The organism is Priestia sp. BR_2, from assembly GCF_041954005.1.
Taxonomy (GTDB): Bacteria; Bacillota; Bacilli; order Paenibacillales; family Paenibacillaceae; genus Paenibacillus_AQ; species Paenibacillus_AQ lautus_A.
The window spans coordinates 40,483-59,462 of sequence record NZ_JAVFHM010000127.1 but is presented as its reverse complement, the minus strand read 5'-3'; the positions used below and the strand labels follow the sequence as shown (position 1 = coordinate 59,462).

Annotated in this window: 21 protein-coding genes; 5 read left to right on the top strand and 16 right to left on the bottom strand. The window is 46.8% G+C overall.

Annotated features, from left to right (window positions below):
- The 3 genes from RB298_RS04590 to RB298_RS04580 all read right to left on the bottom strand — a co-directional run.
- On the bottom strand, positions 1-945 hold a 945-nt coding region (locus RB298_RS04590; protein WP_486046013.1), incomplete at its 3' end, for a PEP/pyruvate-binding domain-containing protein.
- A 222-nt stretch (positions 946-1,167) separates the two neighbouring features.
- On the bottom strand, positions 1,168-1,632 hold the full coding sequence (locus tag RB298_RS04585) for a hypothetical protein (protein WP_009592531.1): 465 nt from the start codon (positions 1,630-1,632) through the stop codon (positions 1,168-1,170).
- Between the two features lie 22 nt (positions 1,633-1,654).
- Positions 1,655-2,134, bottom strand: a complete 480-nt coding sequence (locus tag RB298_RS04580; RefSeq protein WP_192571651.1) for a GyrI-like domain-containing protein — start codon at positions 2,132-2,134, stop codon at positions 1,655-1,657.
- A 109-nt stretch (positions 2,135-2,243) separates the two neighbouring features.
- Between RB298_RS04580 and RB298_RS04575 the strand changes: the two genes are divergently transcribed.
- Positions 2,244-3,206: a helix-turn-helix transcriptional regulator gene (locus RB298_RS04575; RefSeq protein ID WP_213578852.1), complete on the top strand. Its 963-nt coding sequence runs from the start codon at positions 2,244-2,246 to the stop codon at positions 3,204-3,206.
- Positions 3,207-3,350: 144 nt separating this feature from the next.
- On the opposite strand, the gene RB298_RS04570 is transcribed toward RB298_RS04575, so the two are convergent.
- Positions 3,351-3,809: a DinB family protein gene (locus tag RB298_RS04570; protein WP_486046010.1), complete on the bottom strand. Its 459-nt coding sequence runs from the start codon at positions 3,807-3,809 to the stop codon at positions 3,351-3,353.
- Positions 3,810-4,012: 203 nt separating this feature from the next.
- Positions 4,013-4,636, bottom strand: coding sequence for a flavin reductase family protein (locus tag RB298_RS04565; protein ID WP_277746065.1), 624 nt, complete (start codon positions 4,634-4,636; stop codon positions 4,013-4,015).
- Between the two features lie 308 nt (positions 4,637-4,944).
- On the opposite strand from RB298_RS04565, the gene RB298_RS04560 reads away from it, so the two are divergent.
- Positions 4,945-5,688: an EcsC family protein gene (locus RB298_RS04560; RefSeq protein ID WP_096774010.1), complete on the top strand. Its 744-nt coding sequence runs from the start codon at positions 4,945-4,947 to the stop codon at positions 5,686-5,688.
- Positions 5,689-5,991: 303 nt separating this feature from the next.
- Positions 5,992-7,341 carry a glycoside hydrolase family 64 protein gene (locus tag RB298_RS04555; protein WP_192571648.1) on the top strand — a complete coding sequence of 450 codons (1,350 nt, stop codon included), beginning with the start codon at positions 5,992-5,994 and terminating at the stop codon, positions 7,339-7,341.
- A gap of 164 nt (positions 7,342-7,505) precedes the next feature.
- Here RB298_RS04555 and RB298_RS04550 read toward each other — a convergent pair whose 3' ends face one another.
- Positions 7,506-7,910, bottom strand: coding sequence for a nuclear transport factor 2 family protein (locus RB298_RS04550; RefSeq protein ID WP_096774011.1), 405 nt, complete (start codon positions 7,908-7,910; stop codon positions 7,506-7,508).
- Between the two features lie 93 nt (positions 7,911-8,003).
- On the bottom strand, positions 8,004-8,471 hold the full coding sequence (locus RB298_RS04545) for a DinB family protein (protein WP_096774012.1): 468 nt from the start codon (positions 8,469-8,471) through the stop codon (positions 8,004-8,006).
- A gap of 197 nt (positions 8,472-8,668) precedes the next feature.
- Between RB298_RS04545 and RB298_RS04540 the strand changes: the two genes are divergently transcribed.
- The gene (locus RB298_RS04540) at positions 8,669-9,571 is read left to right on the top strand and encodes a LysR family transcriptional regulator (protein WP_096774013.1); all 903 of its coding nucleotides are present in this window, start codon (positions 8,669-8,671) and stop codon (positions 9,569-9,571) included.
- 40 nt (positions 9,572-9,611) lie between these two features.
- On the opposite strand, the gene RB298_RS04535 is transcribed toward RB298_RS04540, so the two are convergent.
- Positions 9,612-10,007, bottom strand: coding sequence for a VOC family protein (locus RB298_RS04535; RefSeq protein ID WP_036660737.1), 396 nt, complete (start codon positions 10,005-10,007; stop codon positions 9,612-9,614).
- 114 nt (positions 10,008-10,121) lie between these two features.
- Positions 10,122-11,486, bottom strand: a complete 1,365-nt coding sequence (locus tag RB298_RS04530) for an aminotransferase-like domain-containing protein (protein WP_486046006.1) — start codon at positions 11,484-11,486, stop codon at positions 10,122-10,124.
- 179 nt (positions 11,487-11,665) lie between these two features.
- Here RB298_RS04530 and blaOXA point away from each other — a divergent pair, with 179 nt between their 5' ends.
- Positions 11,666-12,475 (top strand): class D beta-lactamase, encoded by an 810-nt coding sequence (blaOXA, locus tag RB298_RS04525; protein WP_096774015.1) that lies wholly within the window; start codon positions 11,666-11,668, stop codon positions 12,473-12,475.
- Between the two features lie 176 nt (positions 12,476-12,651).
- On the opposite strand, the gene phaZ is transcribed toward blaOXA, so the two are convergent.
- The 7 genes from phaZ to RB298_RS04490 form a co-directional block, all read right to left on the bottom strand.
- Positions 12,652-13,530: an intracellular short-chain-length polyhydroxyalkanoate depolymerase gene (gene phaZ, locus RB298_RS04520; protein WP_096774016.1), complete on the bottom strand. Its 879-nt coding sequence runs from the start codon at positions 13,528-13,530 to the stop codon at positions 12,652-12,654.
- A 17-nt stretch (positions 13,531-13,547) separates the two neighbouring features.
- Positions 13,548-14,246, bottom strand: a complete 699-nt coding sequence (locus RB298_RS04515; protein WP_486046003.1) for an ABC transporter permease — start codon at positions 14,244-14,246, stop codon at positions 13,548-13,550.
- Between the two features lie 7 nt (positions 14,247-14,253).
- Positions 14,254-15,168 (bottom strand): ABC transporter ATP-binding protein, encoded by a 915-nt coding sequence (locus RB298_RS04510; RefSeq protein WP_486046001.1) that lies wholly within the window; start codon positions 15,166-15,168, stop codon positions 14,254-14,256.
- 171 nt (positions 15,169-15,339) lie between these two features.
- Entirely contained in the window at positions 15,340-16,275 is a 936-nt protein-coding gene (locus tag RB298_RS04505; RefSeq protein WP_486045999.1) for a sensor histidine kinase, read from the bottom strand.
- 3 nt (positions 16,276-16,278) lie between these two features.
- On the bottom strand, positions 16,279-16,977 hold the full coding sequence (locus RB298_RS04500) for a response regulator transcription factor (protein ID WP_096774019.1): 699 nt from the start codon (positions 16,975-16,977) through the stop codon (positions 16,279-16,281).
- Positions 16,978-17,207: 230 nt separating this feature from the next.
- Positions 17,208-18,152, bottom strand: coding sequence for an MBL fold metallo-hydrolase (locus RB298_RS04495; protein WP_486046015.1), 945 nt, complete (start codon positions 18,150-18,152; stop codon positions 17,208-17,210).
- 241 nt (positions 18,153-18,393) lie between these two features.
- Complete coding sequence (locus RB298_RS04490; protein WP_228468902.1) at positions 18,394-18,942, bottom strand: TetR/AcrR family transcriptional regulator; 549 nt, start codon at positions 18,940-18,942, stop codon at positions 18,394-18,396.
- Between the last annotated feature and the right edge of the window lie 38 nt (positions 18,943-18,980).

The following is an 18,980-nucleotide window of genomic DNA, read 5'->3' as shown; positions in this document are numbered from 1 at the left end:
TAACGTCGTGATCGGCCGGCTCTGAACGATATAAAACACGTCATCGGCCAGGCACCATTCGATATCTTGCGGCCGGCCGAAATAAGCTTCAATCTGTCTTCCGATGCGTGCCAGCCGTAAAATTTGTTGTTCGGTAAGGGTTTGGATCTTTTGCTGATTGGGAGCAATCGGCTGGGTCAACGTTCCGCCCTCCTGTCGTCCATAAATCGCCAATGTTTTGGCGGCTATCCTCTTATCGACGATGACCTCATCCTGTACTTTGTAACAATCGGCAGATACCAAACCGGAGACCAGCGCTTCTCCAAGTCCAAAGCTGGCATCGATGGACAGCAGCTTTCGATTGGATGTCATCGGGTCTGCCGTGAATAGTATCCCTGAAGCCTGCGGGAAAACCATCCTTTGAACGATCACGGATAAATAAACTTGACTGTGGTCAAATCCATTTTGCATCCGGTAGATCACGGCGCGATCCGTGAATAGGGATGCCCAGCATTTACTGATATGCTTCAAGACGGCCTCTGTCCCGATGATATTTAAATAGGTGTCCTGTTGACCGGCAAAGGAGGCATGCGGTAAATCTTCAGCTGTCGCACTGGAACGCACGGCATAAGCATGTTCCTCGCCATACCGAGAGAGATAATGAGTTACGGCTTTCACGACGTCGGCAGGAATCTCTGCGTCCATAATGATTTGCCTGATCTTCCTGCCGACTTCACCAATTCGCTCCCGATCCTCTGCTTTTAGCATGGCTAGCTGTCCCAGCAAATCATGATAGGTTTCGTTTTGTTCGATGGCTTTTTGATATCCCGCGGTTGTAACACAAAATCCTTCCGGTACGTGTATTCCTTCGATTTTTGCTAATTCTCCTAGATTCATTCCTTTTCCGCCAACGAGCAACAGCTGGTTTTGTTCCATGTCTTGAAAATCGAGAACCAAAGAACGCATTCAACATCTCTCCTAACCATTAATTTGAGAAAAAAAACATTTGACAAGGGTATTTTTAGCGTGGTACAATTAAATTGTAAGATGAGATACTTATACCCTCACATCTGAGTGCCGCATTCAGATTGTATCATCGTGTCTATGTAATTGCAATATTAAAGAACCTGAAATCAGAGGATTCAGGTTCTTTTTTGGGTTTTCGTTATTTATTTGACTGCTCACCGCTTAGTATTCCTTTTTAATTACAAAGAACGAGCCCCGAATGGTGCCGGCTAATTTGGACTTCTGCCTTGCAAACTTAAACTTCCCTTCCAACTCCTGCGGTACCTCCATCCCCTCCGAAAGCTTAAAACCGACAGCCCGCTTCTTAGGATCATCAACCGTATACATGACATTGACCGCGAGGCCATCCTCATAAAAGACGAAAGCCCACTGGATATTTTCCACTTGAAAACGCGACGTCTCCAAAGGTTTGGCCGCAAACTCAAGATCTCGTTCTTCTTTCAATATTCGGTTCACATAATCCAAAGTCTCCTGGCTATCGCCGGCTGGTACAACCGTAAATTCATGCTTATATTTGTTCATGAAGTAACGCGCCTCATTCGCTCGTAAACCAGCCAGCGCTTCCGCTGCGGGCGAAGACTCCAAACCAACCGTAGATACATTTTTAAAATCAACGATATAAGCCATGCCGCTTCTCCTTTGATCTTATTTATTTCCTTACGACGGGAATCCACAATTCGCCACATACGAAGCCGTCCCGCTCTTCCATCTCCACCGTTGCATTCGGCCCGCCGACATAGGCAAAATCCTTGGCTGACGGCAATACTTGGCCAAAGGCAATGCCGGTAAGTTTATTGCTCAGCTCATCCGCCGTTTTCCCTTCCCCTTTTACAACGAGGTATTCCCCTTTAGGAAATTGAATAACTCTAGTGGCCTCTGGTAACGACTCCTCCGTCATGACGCCGGCATAATACATCATCTTGTTATTGACCGCCTCGTTTACGGCAAAAATGTAATCATTTGCAGCTATGGCCTTTAAGGTATCAAGCCTTCCATCTTGCTTCACCGACTCCCAAAATTCCGTTTTTTCCTTGTTGATGCCGGCATAATCCGTGTAATCGCTTTTAAGTTCGGTTCCAATACCTAATACGATAAAGCTGTCTTTTTCCTCAAGCGTATAATTCTCCATATTCAAAACCTTCCTTTTTTAAAATTTTTCAAATGATTTGTCTTTTCACTTGATAGGTTTATAATAACCTTAAATCATGTCAAAAAATGATACTGTTTAGGAGAGTCCGATGAAAAAAGTTGAGCGGATTAATACCATCATGCGGTATATCAACAACCGCGCCCACTTTACCATTTCTGAAATAATGCGCGAATTTAACATTTCTCGCTCGACGGCGATTCGAGATATTCGAGAAATCGAAGCCATGGGGATGCCGCTTGTCGCTGAAGTTGGGAGGGATGGGGGGTATTTTGTCATGAACAACTCCGTCCTGCCCACGGTCCGCTTTACCGACACTGAAATCAAAGCTTTGTTTATCGCCTTTATGGCCACTCGAAATCAACAGCTCCCTTATCTAAAGAGTCGCCATTCTTTGGCTGAAAAATTACTCGGCCTCATCTCGGAGAACCAACAAGACGATCTTGTTCTACTAAATCAAATATTGCTGTTTGAAGGAACCAATCCTCATAATCCCGACTTGCTTGATCTGTCCGACCTGCCCCATCCGATGTTAGAAAAACTCATCCAACTCCTTCTGCTGGACAACTATTTATTGGTTTCCATCCAGGAAGAGAAGGAAATAAAATCTTATCCCATTTATCTCCTGCACCTTTATCGTGAAAAAAGCTTATGGTTAATTGAAGGCTTTGACTTAGCGGAAGAAAAGAGACGGATTATTCCTGTCGACAATCTTTCTGACATAGAACGATTCCATACGAAAAAAAGAGTTGGCAAGAAAAAGATTTTAGAGCAGCTGAGTAAACAGGAAGAGCTCATCAACCTTGTCCTTGATCTTGGTCCAAAGGCGATTGCCCAGTTCAAAAAGTACCATCCTGTAAAGTTTTCCATTGCGTATACGAATCCTTACCAAACCACAGCCGTTCTTAAGGCTTTTATCGATGTGAACAAGGTGGAAGAATTGACCGAAATCACGAATTGGCTGCTATTTCTAGGTGGGGATATCAAGGTTAGGGAGATACCCGAACAAGTCGTAGAAGGCTTGAAAGAAAGATTCAGCTTGTACTGCCCATAAACACAGCCAGTGAAACGATTAATTCAGTGATAGCCTTCCCGTGGCCTTTCATCGAAATCAGCAATAGGAGCTCCATCCAAAAGTTGGCCCGCGACAATTAGCATAACTTTTGTTCCAGTCCGGCCTTCTGGAGCAGGTGGTATCTTATGGTTCGTCCGCGCTCGGGCCATACATCCCCGGTACCGGTATGCCGAGCAGGCGGAGATAGACCGTCAACTGGCCCCGATGATGATAAACGTGGTTGAACATCAGCGTGCGCGCCATGTCGATCCGAGGCGCTTCCAAAACGGTCTCCCCCTTGCTGACGAGCCTCCAGGTATCTCTTAGACCGTCTTCTCCCCATGCCCGAAGCTTGGTCTCGGCGAGTGACATGCTATTTTCCAGTGCATCAAGCAATTCTTGCCGGTTAGTCGGCTCGGGCAATGGTACAACCGGAACCTCGCTGACCGAATCATCCAACAATATAGCCAGCCCTCCGGGTACTCCGGCAATATGCAGGGCAAGCTGCCCCAAAGACATCGATATCGGATGCGGTCTCCAAGAAAAATTGTCTTCCGGGAGCTTTTCGAGAAGCGCCCGTGTCGATTCGGCTTCCCTTTTCAATTCGATGATCCATTCCTCAATTACGCTGATGGTGATCTCCTCCTCCGGCCTATGCCGTTCATCTCTTCCACCTTATCATCCCATGCGGGTAATCGTTTCTTACGGATTGCGGAAATCGCATTGGATCCCAGAGAACGCAAAGCTCCAAGCTGCGAGTAACGCACCTGTACGCGCATGATCAACGTGTCTTTTTTGAAAGCAGGCTATTTTACGGGATCCGGTCCGAATACCGGCGCCAATTTTGATGCAGACAATTGCTCGCTCAGTCCGAAATATTCGCAAAAATTCATAATCATCGGATTCCATTTCGCTGGATCGATATAATTGGGGTTCCCAGTCACAAGAAGTTCTTCTTCAATATGGATTTTTTCTATTCGAACTTCAATGGCAACCAGCGAGCTGGGTTCTTCAAATGCATGGAGCTTCACAAGTTTGGCTTCCAGCTGCACTGGGCATTCTTTGACGCGCGGAGCCTGAACGATGAGGGATGGAAGTGGTGTTAAGCCAGCGACTCCGAATTTATCCGCTTCATACCTGTAGCCCCTCTGTGCTTTAGAATCAGGGACTGGGTTGCTGCCCGTCAACAGCGTCAGCCGATCCACAGCAGGAATCAAGTCAACCGACGGAAGACTAAGTACGCACTCCCGTTCTCGGATCAGATTTTGAACCGTCTTCGATTTTCTGCTCATACCCAGCATACACGATTGGTTGAGCCACCAGGCTGACGACATCGGAGACAGGTTGGGCGTACCGTCTTCGTTCATTGTGCTGATTAACACAACCGAAGTCCCGAAGTAAAGGATTTTGGGTTCAATTACTTTATGCATGACAGATTCACTCTCCTCGATAATAAGCTTCAAGGGTAATGTATCACAAATTTCGGGATGTTCTGGGGAATATCGAATAAGAGCACAAGATACTGAAATTATGGATACACCGCAGTTACGACTGCAAAACTTCTGACTTAAAAACCGCTTTAGCAACCATTTATAAGTTATTAGAAAGCTGTGAACAGGACTTGTACCCTTAATCCGATACTGGACTTTAGTCGAGGTCTGTTACCTGCCGCGGTCTGTTCCGAACCACGAAGATATTCGTTACAATATAGCGAAGACGTTTAGAGGAGCGATTGATCATGAATTACGAGCATAAAGTACAGAGGGAGATCGCCGACTGGGAACACCAGATGTTCAAACCGCCGGGCTGGCTGGAAAAAACATCGAAAACCATCGGCAGCCGGATTAATCATTGGATTCCCCCGAAGGTGCACACCATCATAACGACCACCATACGATCGATCGTGCGTACGGCACTGTTCGGAGCAGAATATACGCCTAGCCGGCCGGTCCAGCGTTCTCTGGAACTGGAAGCTGCCGATCAAGAAGCGAAAGCGTTGTTTGCTCTGTACCAAAAAATCGCGGTTGCCGAAGGAGCTGGTACCGGAGCCGGCGGCATCATGTTCAGCATGGTAGACTTTCCGGCTTTAATCGCGATTAAAATGAAATTTTTGTTCGAGCTGGCGCATGTTTACGGTTATGACACCAAACACTTCTCCGAGCGGGTATTCATCCTCAAGGTATTTCAAATGACGTTTTCGGGGCCTGAAAACCGTGCCAGGCTGCTCGATTCTGTCAAGCGTTGGCATATTGAAAAGGAACAATGGCGCTCCGATACCGAATATGCCCGGAATATGGACTGGGAAACCTTTCAGGTCGAGTATCGAGACGCCATGGATTTCCGGAAAATGCTGCAGATGGTGCCCGGGATCGGCGCTTTTGCAGGCGCTTGGGCGAATTACACCATACTTGAGGAGCTGCGCGAATTCGCCATGAACGCTTACCGCCTGCGCAGATTGCACGATTTCGAGGGATTGGGTTAGCCCTATCCTATACATCTAAGAAACAAGAACGAAGCATACCCAAAAAGCAGCTCATCCATAGGATAGCTGCTTTTTGGGTGTTTCCATTGTCATTGCCACGCGCATACTTCCATTTCCGAAATGGCGAACCCCATCCCGAAATTCCGCTACTACTAAATTTTGGAAAACGGAATTATAATCTTTTTGTCATCGCATGGATTGACACTTACAGTCAGCCAATTATCACGCCAAAATAAAGGAGGGATGCCGTTTCAGTCCCGATTGCGAAGTTGTTTTAATCCTAAGTCCAAAGGAGGAAATTTGATGATGCAGAAGGGAATGCGTTACCTGCTGGTTCTGTCGCTGCTGCTGACCTGTTGGTCCGTTTTCGGTACGAGAGCCGAAGCTGCGGACTATACACAGGGGGTTGAATTATCCGGCAGCGCAGCCACCGTATGGTTCAAATCCGCCGTCAACACTAGCTGGGTCGATGTCCATTATCGAGTAAACGGCGGTGAACAGCAAAATTTCAGAATGTCTTACCATGCCGGAAAATCCCGATATGAGCAGGCCATCTCAGGCATTGCCGCCGGCCAAGTGATTACTTATTCGTTTACTTACAATAACGGGATCCCTGCCTATGACACAGGTGTATTTTCTTACACCGCGGGTTCCACGCCGCCTCCCTCTTCTTCCGGCTCCATATATGACATTCTTCCATCCACCATCCCCATGCCGCCAAACGGTGCCGTCTCGGTCAAGATCATGAACGGGACCCATGGCGCTTATACCGACCAGCAAATATACTGGGGCGTTCTCGGCATCAATCCCGTCAACAACCAGTGGAGCTATTTGGACCTTAACGGGAATCTGGTCCCGATCTCCAGCGCTTTGAATGATGCGCCAGGCCATTTAACCAAGAACGGCATCAACTACGCCAACATTTATCATAAGGTCAGCGATGCTTCTTGGGTCACATTGCCCCAGATCACATCGGGCCGAATGTTCCTTAGCGTCGGCACTCCTCTGTACTTGAAGACCTTTAACGATGGATTCGCCGGCCCCGATCTGAACAATCCGACCGACCCGAACCGCGATATTTATTTTGATTTCGTTGAATTCACGATTGACGCCGCCGGCTATCACGGCAATACGACACGCGTCGACGGATTCGGTTTTCCCCTTCAGCATCGTCTGGTCAATAAATCCGGTTCCTTCGACCAGACTGTAGGCGAGCTGGAATCCGAAACCCGAAACGGAATCTTCGCCAAATTCCAGGCGGAAGTTCCTGCCGCCTTCAAATCGTTGGCCACGATCCAAGCACCGTATCGCATTGTCGCGCCGATTCACGGTTCTTTTGCCCAGGGTGGCGCGAATGCCAACTATTTCGGCGGGTACGCTCCGTACAGCACCCAGGATATTTTCCGGTGCGACGGCGCTTTAACGGATGCGGCAACTTGTGCCGCCATTCAACGTCATGTTTACAAGGCCAACGACTGGAATAACGTTTCGAATTACTATCAAGCCGCCCCGGCCAATTATTACGCAAAATTCTGGCACGACCACAGCATTAACCGCTTGGCCTACGGTTTTCCGTATGACGATGTCAACGGCCAGGCCGCTTACCTTGAAGTTGGCGACCCGAAAGGCCTGATCATCCGCATCGGTTGGTAAATCCCCCATGATACCTGAGTGACTGAGATTGGAAATTGCCTACTCGCTTTATCTATCATCTTTAGTGCAAAAAAGCCGCGATTTTGGCGGCTTTTCATTCGTTTATACCCAGTAAACCGGTTAGAAACCACATAACGCCGTGGAGAACAAGACCGGCCTGCCCATTAGGGAGCCTCGTAGTTTTTTAACGGCATACCTACATATTCGCGGAAGGAGGCAATCCGCTCTCCCTCGAACTCGAAGACGATGGCAAGCTCATTACTAAAAGACCGGCCATTCAACAAACCTTCTGAGCGAAATACCACCATCCCGTGGTCCGCATTCTCAATCAAGACGAGCGGAATCAGCTGCATCTGAAATACGGAACGCTCGAACCTGACCAGCTCCTCGAACCGCTCTTTGCCTTGCTGCTTGTGATCCCACCCATCTAGCGGGAGCGGAACAAAGAAATGAAAACCATCTGTAACCTTATCAAGAAAATCCGCTGTATGCCCTGTTTCTAAAGCCTGCTTAAAAGCTTCAAAACTTTCAGTCGTTCGGGTTGATACGGAGTCTACGGATTTTTGCATGTAGGCTTCCTCCTTATGGTTAATCGTTAAAATGATAGCTCCATTCATGAAGCTGTCGATCATTCGCCCTTGTTTACGCTTTCCAAGCTTTGATTAGCGTGTCTGAACCTTTAGCTGGCTTGATATCGTTCCGAGGTGAATGGCTTCGTGAAGCAGCGCGAAGTTGAACAGGTCCCCAGCCGTACTGAATTGGAACGGTCCCATGACAAACGGAGTTGAAAGCTTCTCGTCCAGCATATCAGAATTCAGCCCAGATAGGCGTGAAAGCTGAGCTGTTAACATCTCGACCAGCTCTTTTTTCGATGGAGGAGCCACCTTCCATTCCGAGGGCTTGGTTCCGGAGTTAAACAGTAAAGCATACGAGTCCGGTATGTCTGATGGGGAACCAAAGCTCAGGGCAGTATACGTATCCATCCAATAAATGATATGGCCGACATTCCAACGGATGGTGTTGTTAAATCCTGCAGTTTGTATGTCGAACTGCTCCTCCGGTATAGCCTGCACCTGCTGCAGCACCACTTGACGTCCAATCTTCGCCGTATTGATTATCGCTTCGGACATGTTCATTTCCTCCTTTGTCATAAAAAACGTTTGTTATGCTCCCCAGTATAGGTCGCACGGAACGTTACATCAATACAGTGGACATTACCGGAACGTTAAGTATAAGTTAACGATAATGAATTGACAGATCGGGAAGATAACGCCACAATAATCGTGAAACATCCATTCAATGATGCAAGGGAAAGCAGGTGTGCAGGATGGAGTTAAAACAACTGCAGTATTTTATGGCTATATGCGAAGAGCTTCACTTCTCGAGAGCAGCCGAAAAAATGGGAGTCAGTGCTCCCAACGTAAGCCAGCAGATCAGGAGATTGGAAGAAGAATTAGGGGCTCTGTTGTTCGATCGCGTGGGAAAAACCATTGTTCTTACGGACGCAGGAGCGATTCTTCATGAACATGCCGCCGCCGTGTTCGGGCATCTGCAGCAAGCGGGCGATGCCATTGCCGATCTGAAGCAGATGCAAGGTGGATCGCTATCGATCGGCGTCTTGCCCGGTGACGCGGATCTCATGTTTAATGCCTTGCTGCTGGATTTCCATCAGACCTATCCCACCATCTCGCTGTCCCTTCTGGAAACCATGAAGGTCACGGAACAGGTTCTGGACCGAAGCATCGATATCGGCGTAACCATCGGACCCGTTAACGATGAACGTCTTACGTCAATTCCCCTGTTTCACGAGGAATTCTCATTGGCTGTACATAGGAACGATCCTCTTGCCGGGGAGAACTTCATCCCATTGAACAGGCTGCGCTCCATGAATATGGTCATGTTTCCACCCGATCATCAATGCCGCAAGCTGATCGACCGCTTCTGCATGGACAACGGCTTTGCAGTGCAGCCGCATATGGTGACAACAACATTATCCTCCCTCCTCCAGATGGTACAGAGCGGTGTTGGCGCGTGCGTTCTGCCGCGACTTCTACTGGATAATCTTCGCAATGCGGAGATCAAAGTCGTTCATCTGAGGAATCCTACGCCTTCTCAAGACATTTGTCTGATCTACCGCAGCGACAGATTCGTGGGATACGCCATGCGCACATTCATAAAAAATTTGAGGGCTTATATCGAGACAGCCATCCGTCATTCAAAGTCTTCATGAGATAGGGATCTTTCCGTGTTCAGTTGTGCACATAACTTTTTCAAATGATTTGCTGCGCAATCTCCCACACATGCCCTGCCGGATCTGTGAAGGCAGCGGTTCGGACACCCCATGGCCGATCCATTGGACCGTTAAGCAGGGTAACGCCGCGTGTTTTCAATTCGCTGCATACTGCATCCACATCATCCAACCGGATCGTAAACTGGAACCGAGATCCGGATTCACGGCTCGCGACTGTTCCAGGACGGATCAGACCGTGGGCTTCGGAGATATTCAGGAGGTTAATGCTCATATTTCCGAAATTGAACACCGCAGAAACATCGTCTTCATAAACGGCGGAAAAACCGAATACTTCTTGATAGAATACCTTCACATTGTGCAAATCCTCCACAAACAATGTAATTACATCGACATTCAACGACCCTAAAGACCTCATACATACACCCCTTCACACTCAAATCAAATCATATTCATCATAATAGAATTAAGGAATTGATATTTCTTTTTATTTGCTATGTCATTCCTATGAATATCTCATTGTTTCTTCATATCATATAAATTTCACTTGCGGCACTTTGTTAAGTTGCTCTTTTATTACGCGAGCTATGGTTTGGACTCCGATTTCGATGAGCTCCTCCTCTACCTGCGATACGCTTAAGCGAATCACCGAATTCTGGGCAAACTCGGGAAGATACATTTTTCGGGCATCGTCTACGTATACGTTTTCCTTCTTCAAATCCTCAATCAACATCCCGGCCTTAAGCAGACCAGGCAACCGGATTGTCGAATAGAATCCCGATTGAGAAACCGAATATGCGGCGCTTGACGGCAGCATCTCTTGATAAGCCTTTTGCAATAAGGCCGCTTTCCGTCTGTAGATGGATCTCATGCGCTGGATATGAGTCTTGAACATGCCGCTCTTCAAGTAAATTTCCAAAGCCCCTTGCATAAGGACCGGGGTATGGAGATCGGTAGCGAATTTGGCGCTAAGGAATGAGTCACGCAGGAAGTCCGGAATAACAGCAAGCCCCAATCTTAAGCCGGGCAGCATTACTTTGGAAAAGCTTTTGATATATATGACCCTTCCTGATGGATCGTAAGCAAACATCGGATCCTGGTTCTTGTCAGGATCGAGATCGCCTAGATAATCGTCCTCGATAATGTAAACGTCGTATTTTTGGGCCAGTTCCACGATTTTTCGTCGTTCCTTATTGGAATAGCTGCAGCCTGTCGGGTTATGAAACCTGGTCACGGTGTAGAAACATTTAATGTCGTTGCATTTGAACAGTTGCTCCAGCCGTTCCATGTCGATTCCGCTCTCCGTTATTTCGATTCCGTATGTCGTGGCCTGCTGAACCTTGATCGACTCGATCATACTGACATGAGTAGGCTGTTCTACGCAGATATTTTTTTTGCCATTAGGAAAGGGAAGCGAAATCAATAGATGAATCGCTTGCTGTGACCCGGATACCACGCAGATTCGGTCAGGAACCGAAAACACTTGCAGTTCTCGCAGATGCCGGGTCAGTTCCTCTCTTAACGAAGGTAGCCCCTGGATCTCCGAATAGGTAAACATCTCCTCTTTATATACATCAATCGCTTGATTGATGCAGTGCTGAAAGTCCCGGTAAGGCATGGCATTCTTGTCGGGGCCGGCTGACAGAAAATCTATGACTCCCGTGTCAGCTGAACCTGAATGTCCGGAAGGCACCCGCTCTACAACATAGTAACCGCTTTTCGAGACGGCATAGATTTTATGTTTTTTTTCCAATTCGGAATAGGCTTTGATGATGGTGTTCACACTGCAGTCGAACTGCTTGGCTAACGCCCGTATGGATGGCAGCCTCTTCCCGGGTTTCAACACTCCAATATCGATTTGCTGTTCGATACTCTTCATGACCTCGGCATAGATCATATGGCCCCCTCTTCCTCTCCTCAATCTGTATAGGTACAAACGTTACATAATCAGATTTACTTGCAGCACCTGTAACCATAGACTAATAGTATCAAAATGCATTTGATATGGGGAATTTGTTCTGTTCGATGGCCATCGAGACCATCCCCGAAATAAGATGTACTAGGAGTGATGCAGCCATGTTACAGATGAATAAGAAAAACCGTCTATCCGCTTTTATCTTTATATTCCTTGCAGTCGTTTGCTTGTTCGCCTACTCGCTAAGTGCAGATGCAAAGCCGAACTCCCATCGGCTTGAACTGGAACAAAGCTTCCAGAAGTCCCACGGGACGCTGGTCCTCAAGAATTTGAAGACCGATCAAATATACACATTCAATTCTGAAAGAAGTAAACAGCGGTTTACTCCGGAATCCAGCTTTAAAGTGGCAAATGCCCTCATCGGTTTGGAAGTCAAGGCTGTTGCTGACGAATACGAAGTCAAAAGATGGGACGGTATCGTAAGAGAGTTTCCGGTTTGGAACCGGGATCACTCACTCGCTTCGGCTATGAGGGAATCAGCGATTTGGTATTACCAGGCGATGGCTCGCGATATCGGCCAAGAGCTGATGCAGAAATACGTGAATCGAATCCATTATGGTAACCGCGACATAAGCGGAGGCATCGATACATTCTGGCTGAACAGCAGCTTGAAGATCTCTGCCGTAGAACAAGCGGAGTTTATCGAAAAGCTCGTTGAAGAGAATCTGCCCTTTCAGAAGAAAACGATGAAAACGGTCAAGCGGATGATGATCGATGATGAACAGGATGAATATACGATTCATGGAAAAACCGGTTCGAGGCTGTCCGATATGGGGCTTGGCTGGTATGTCGGATATGTCGAAACGGATAAAGAGACCTGGGTGTTCGCAACGAATGCAGCCGGCAGCGGTGCATTCGCGAAGCAATTAACGCTGACAACATTGGAGAAGATGAAGATCTTGAATAATTAATAAAGAATTCGCGTCCCATCTGATTGATTACCTTACAACTTTAGAGATACAGATTAAAGATTGGAGATACATGCCACCGGACATAATATGGTAACAGGGTCCTGACGAATAGATCGTCAGGACCCTGTGTTTGTTTTAAGATTTCGAGCAGTATGACAAGATCATTGCTCAGCCTTCTATGGCTGAGCAATGAATGCTTGGACGGCAGCGGCCAATCCATGTAAATCATCGATTAGCGGGGAATGCCCTGCATCCAAGGATACATATTGAACTGGCTTTCCATGACTTGCAAAGTCTTCTTTGATTTCTTCCGTCATCTGCTGCGTGGTAATCAAATCCTTAACGCCCCAAATGACGAGGACCGGACATTGAATACGCTCCAACTCTCCTGTTCCATCCGCGAGTCCGTTGGATACGGAACTGATATTGAATCGGTTTGCGGCATCGGCAGCATCCACCATGTTACGCTGCTTCATGCAGGCATCGATGTACTTCCCACGGGTGGCAGCATCAGACTCACGTTCATGAAACAAAAGGTAGTCCATCGCCTGAGCAAAGTAAGCCCGGTTCTGCCTCTGATTTGCTTGAAACGTCATGGCAAGTCCTGGGTCTTTGACTATTTCCTCTTTAGTCTTCAGACGATCGCCATCGGCATTCACGGCTGCATATCCTCTAGTCGAGATAGAGGCAAGCAGAATCAACTTTCGTACGCGATCTGGATATTCTGCCGCAAACTGCATGGCGATGCCTCCACCATTCGACCAGCCCATAACCATAACATGGCGAAGACCAAGCTGTTCTACGAATTGATGCAGATCCGAGGAAAAGTCTTTCATGTCACCAATGGGATTCTGATAGCTGGACTCGCCGTAACCACGCAAGTCTACAGCGATGAAGCGTTGGGTCATATCGGCATGCGTCAACAAGGGTTCCCACAGCTCCGAAGAAGCCATATTCCCGTGAATCAACAGCATGCAGGGTTCCGTACCTGTTCTTTCTCTATAACTCAGCGTTTCTCCATTAGGTAACAAAGCCGTTTTCACTTCAAGTGTCATGATGCCACATCCCCTCCTTACAAATCTCCTAGTTTATTCACGAATTTAACCGATAAAATGACGCTTGCCACACCCAATACGCTGAAAATGGCATATAAAAAGTCAGGGTGCAACGTAATCCGCAGCAACCCGAGAAAATTAGGGAACTGCATCAGGAAGACGGCGCAAATGACCGTTGGGATGACCGCCCTTTTCCATATTCCGAACCAAAATAGCGGAATCAATGAGGCAAGCGCGACAACGATGGAGTGTAAAATCATTCGGAACGCATAATTCGCCAGGTCAGCTGCCGTCGGCGTTCCCGGGATGACATCCATCACTTGGTTGAGCGCATAAGTTGCAACACCGCCAATTACGAAGGACACCAGCGTACCGAAGAAAACCGCCAACACAATGAACAGTACCTTGGCCATCACGAGCCTTTTTCGGCTGATTGGATATCCGTATGAAAGAGCCATCGTCTTGTTCTTATATTCTTCAATGAATACATGATTGATCAGGGACGCTCCGAACAATATACACCCCATCTGAATGGGTATCATCAGTTCCAGAGCGGCAGCATAACTTTCGCCAAAACGAATCATCGGCATATCGGCAAAAACGACCTTGAGAAAAAATACCGGCAAGAACATAAGAATGATCCAATACGTAATCGCTTCACCGATCACTTTCTTACGATCCAGCTTCTTCCATTCCAGCTCGATTAATTTCAACATATCGGATTCATTCCTTTCCCTGAATTTGATGATAGAAATAGTCTTCCAGTGTACTGTTATATTTTTGGATTTCCTCGATTTCAATCTCATGCGCAATCAGCAGTTTGGTAATTTGACTGGTCGATACGTCCGTATCATAGACTCGGATTCGCTGATCCTGTACGATTTTGATATTGGATATACGAAGCTCATGCTCAAGTAAAAAGGCGGATTTCTGCACATTCGAGGTCATAAGTTCAATATATTCGGTACGCTGCTTTCGAATGTCGGACAACGTGACTTCGTCGACCAATTGACCGCGTTGAATGACGCCGATCCTATCGGCTACCTGCTCAATTTCCCCTAAGATATGGCTGGACAGGACAAATGTAATCCCATATTCCTGGTTCAGTGTTCGAATCAAATTCCTCATGTTTTTAATGCCGATCGGATCCAGACCGTTCGTGGGTTCATCCAGCACGATCAATTCCGGCTTGGTGATGGCGGCCCTGGCGATGCCCAGACGCTGCTTCATGCCGAGCGAGAAATCCTTCACTTTTTTATCTTCGATTCCTTCCAATTGGACCAGGTCCAGGGCTTGACGTATAGCTCTCTTATCATAATAGCCCAAGTATTCGCAATGAATTTGGAGATTCTCCATGGCCGTCATGTGCTCGAAAAATATCGGGTATTCAATGATGCTCCCTACCCGCTTGAGGCCTTCTTTGGAGGTTTCTGAAAAATTCTTGCCAAACAGCATGATCGCGCCGGAGGTCGGAAGAATGAGCCCCGTCAGCATTTTCATGATGGTTGTTTTACCCGCGCCGTTTGGACCCAGCAAGCCATAAATCTCTCCCTTTCTCACATTGAGATTGACACGCGATACAATGGACATCCCTTTTACGGTTTTGCTCAGATCCGAAGTTTGAATGACGTAATTCACGAAGACCACCACCGTGTTTACAATTTGATTTCCTTTGTTATCTTTATCATAGACCTGAAAATGGACTTATTCCTTTCCCGTTCCTTACATGTTTCTTAAGAATCAATCGAAACGTGCGGCTGAAATAAAAATGAGACGTTGAACAAGAGGACAACATCTCATGGATCAAGATTAGTAGGTTAATTGCTTAAATTTGCATGTGAAAATGGTCTTTTTGTCAGCCTCCGAGCTTAGACTGATCCGTCCGTTCATTTCCTCGGTTAGGCGCTTGGAGATACTGAGTCCCAGCCCGCTTCCTTGAAATTGCGGGTTCCGGGCATCGTCCAGGGTATAAAGTCTTTCGAATACGCGTTCCTGATGAACCTCTGCGATCCCTTTGCCCCGGTCCCACACGTCTACTGCCACATATTCTCCTTCTTCCCGAACCGTCAGCCCGAACACGCCTCCGTCGCTTCCATAGCGGATGGAATTCGATATGAGGTTGCTCAATATTCGATGCAGCGCAGCCTTGTTGCCAAGGAAATAAAAGGGCAGCTCCGGAATGTCGATCTCAACCCGAAGATTTCTGGAAACCAGCAGGTCGTAAAACTCAAGCACGCTGTTCCGGCAAACCTCGCTCAATGATATTTTGCTAAGCGGGATATCATAATCCTCCGACTCGATTTTGACAAGGTCGAAGAATTGATTAAGCAAGGCGATCAGACTGTTTACTTTTTCATTCAACCGTTGAATGACTTCCTCCTCGTCTTGCGGGGTCAACGTATTCTTCTGATTCAGCTTTTCCGTGTAGCCGAGAATGACCGTCAGCGGCGTCTTCAAATCATGAGACATGTTAGAGATCATTTTCTTTTGGCTGTCCTTCGTTCTGGCATAATCCGCAAATACCTTCTGTTTGTTATCCAGCAAACGGTTAATCTGTGTGAGCAACTGCCTGACGGCATCGTCGCCCGTGGGCATCAACACTTTCTCCGCTGTGTCCTGGTCCAGAATATCCGAGATTTTATTCGCTATCTCGAGGATGCTTTGATTTTGTTTCTTCCCGGATATAAATAGCAAGCCGATGATTGCAACCAATACGGCAATAATGACGGACAAAAGAAGGACCATGTGCTAATCCCCCATTTTATAGCCGATGCCCCAAATCGTCCGAATGTATTGCGGAGCTGACGGATCCTCTTCGATTTTTTCCCGGAGTCTCCGGATATGTACATTAATCACGTTCTCATTCCCGTAATAATCTTCTTCCCAAATGAGTTGATAGATTTGTTCCTTGGTGAATACCCTGCTGTGATGGGTTAGGAGCAGCTTCAAAATATGGAATTCCTTCGCGGTGAGCGGCACGCTTTTTCCTTTGACTTTTACGGAGAACGAATGCAAGTCCAGGACGAGATCCTTATACGTAATGACGGGGGGTTCGGCAGGTTTACTTTCCGTTTCCGCGTATAACGTTGCCCTCCGAATGGCAGCTTGAACCCTGGCTGTTAATTCGATCATGGAGAAAGGCTTGCTTATATAATCATCCGCGCCAAATCCAAGGCCCATGGCCTTGTCGAGGTCGCTGCCTTTCGCAGAAATAATCAAAACAGGAACTTTGCTGGTCTCTCGGATATGTTTGAGCAGCTCCATTCCGTTTACCTTGGGGAGCATCAAATCGAGCAAGATCAGATCGAACTTCTCTTTTTGAAAAAGCGCGAGTGCTTCCTCGCCGTCGCGTGCAGATGCAACGCTGTAATGATCCTGTTTCAGCTGGCTTTCAATCAACTGATTGATGTCGTTGTCGTCTTCAACGAGCAGAATGCGTTTTTGCATATCCTATGTCCTCCTGAGCATGCTCTGATCCATTCCACGGTTCCGATCCGAAACAGTAGTTTTTTCGATTTTAACACAAATTGGCATAATCTAGTGATCAATAGGGATGAAGCAATTACAGAAAAATCCCTTTCGCAGCAATCGGGTGCGGCTTCATGGGTGAAACAAAAAAATCCGCGTTTTCCGCGGATTAATAATGCATGTATGTTGACAAATTGCCGCTGTTTTTGTTATTTCCACCAAACGACAGCATGATCAGGCTCCGTAGAATATGCCGATGGAGCTATTACTACCGATTCCCCAATTTGAGGAGTGAGTATGTGCACTTGTTTTTGTTTAGCAGCCATAGTCACGCGTTCGATCGGTTCATTCCAGTCATGCAAGGCCAACGTAAACCCTGCCCAATGGATCGGAATCAACCATTGCCCTTTCACATCCAGATGAGCCTGTACCGTCTCTTCAGGCATCATATGAATATTCGCCCAACGTTTGTCGTATTGACCACATTCCATGAGCGTCACATCAAATGGGCCGTATTTTTCTCCGATCTCATGAAAATGTGGACCATACCCGCTATCCCCGCTGAAATACACTCGACTCTTGTTGCTGATAATGACCCAAGACGACCATAAGGTCGAATCGCGGTCAAACAGGCTTCGCCCTGAAAAGTGTCTCGCTGGCGTGCAGATGAGTTGTAGACCGTCTAATTCGGATGCATCCCACCAATTATGTTCGGTAATGCTCGATTTTGAAATCCCCCAGCGCTCCAAGTGACCACCAAGGCCAAGCGGCACATAAAAATGCTTAGCCTTCTCCTTAAGCTTCTGAATGGAGCTGAAATCCAGATGATCATAATGATCATGTGACAAAACGACGGCATCAATGGGAGGAAGCTTGTCCAGTTCAATAGGAATATCCCTGCTATAACGTTGATTCCCGAAAACAGGGATTGGGGATGGAGACGTTCCTAACATAGGGTCGAACAGCAGCGTTTTCCCCTCGATTTCCAGCATGAATGCAGAATGCCCAAACCACGTTACACGTGTTAGCGCTTGTTGTTGTATACTTGCGGGATCTACTCGCTTTATCGGTAATGGAGAAGTCGGCTTCCGATTGGAATTCCGTTTCATGTAATCACGTAACAGTGACATGAAGTCCGTTGTTCCCATCCTCATGGAGGTATGGATTGGATTCACAAAATGATTACGGTCGAAATTCGGGAGTTTGCGAAATTCGTTTCGTTTTTCCCTAGATACTCTTTGGCCGAATGGCGGATAATATCTCAGAAACAATGCAATGGATAGGATTAAAGCAGCGCATATTAAAAAAATGGTCATAGGGTTCTACCTCGATTTGTCCAATCTAGTCTAAGATAAAAGAATCGGATTACATAAATTGTAATGCTCCTTCTTACATTTAAGCTTTCACAGCATCCCAGCTCATAACGATAGCTGCTTCCAATTCCCGATTACCAAATCGGGTTCCGTTCTTCAGATGTGATTTCGCCAATTCGGCTACGGGTAAAATCGAATAAACGATCAACATATCCACATCTTCCGCTTTCAATATATTCTGCTTCTTTCCCGTTTCAAACATCTCGAAAATGGGTTGGAACAGGCTTGCGGTCTCGTCCAAACACCATTTCTGGGGCAATGGAGAATTCATGATTTGCTCTAAAAATAGAAAATAGTCTTTGTGCGTATGTATAAACTCCACATACTTCCGGATGATCGATTCAAAGCGTTCTTTAACCGATCGCGTATCATCGAATCCCTGTAACATGCTCTTACTCATCTTGCCCTTCACCTTTAAGTAAGTCTTAAGCAGCAGATCCTCCTTATTCTCATGATAAATATAGATCGTTGCAGCCGATACATTAGCCTTCTTAGCTATTTTGGATATCGACGTTTCCGCAAACCCAATCTCATTCACTAATTGAATCGTCGCGTCAAAAATGGCTTCCACTTTGTTATCGTCTCTATGTCTCATGAAACAATAATAAA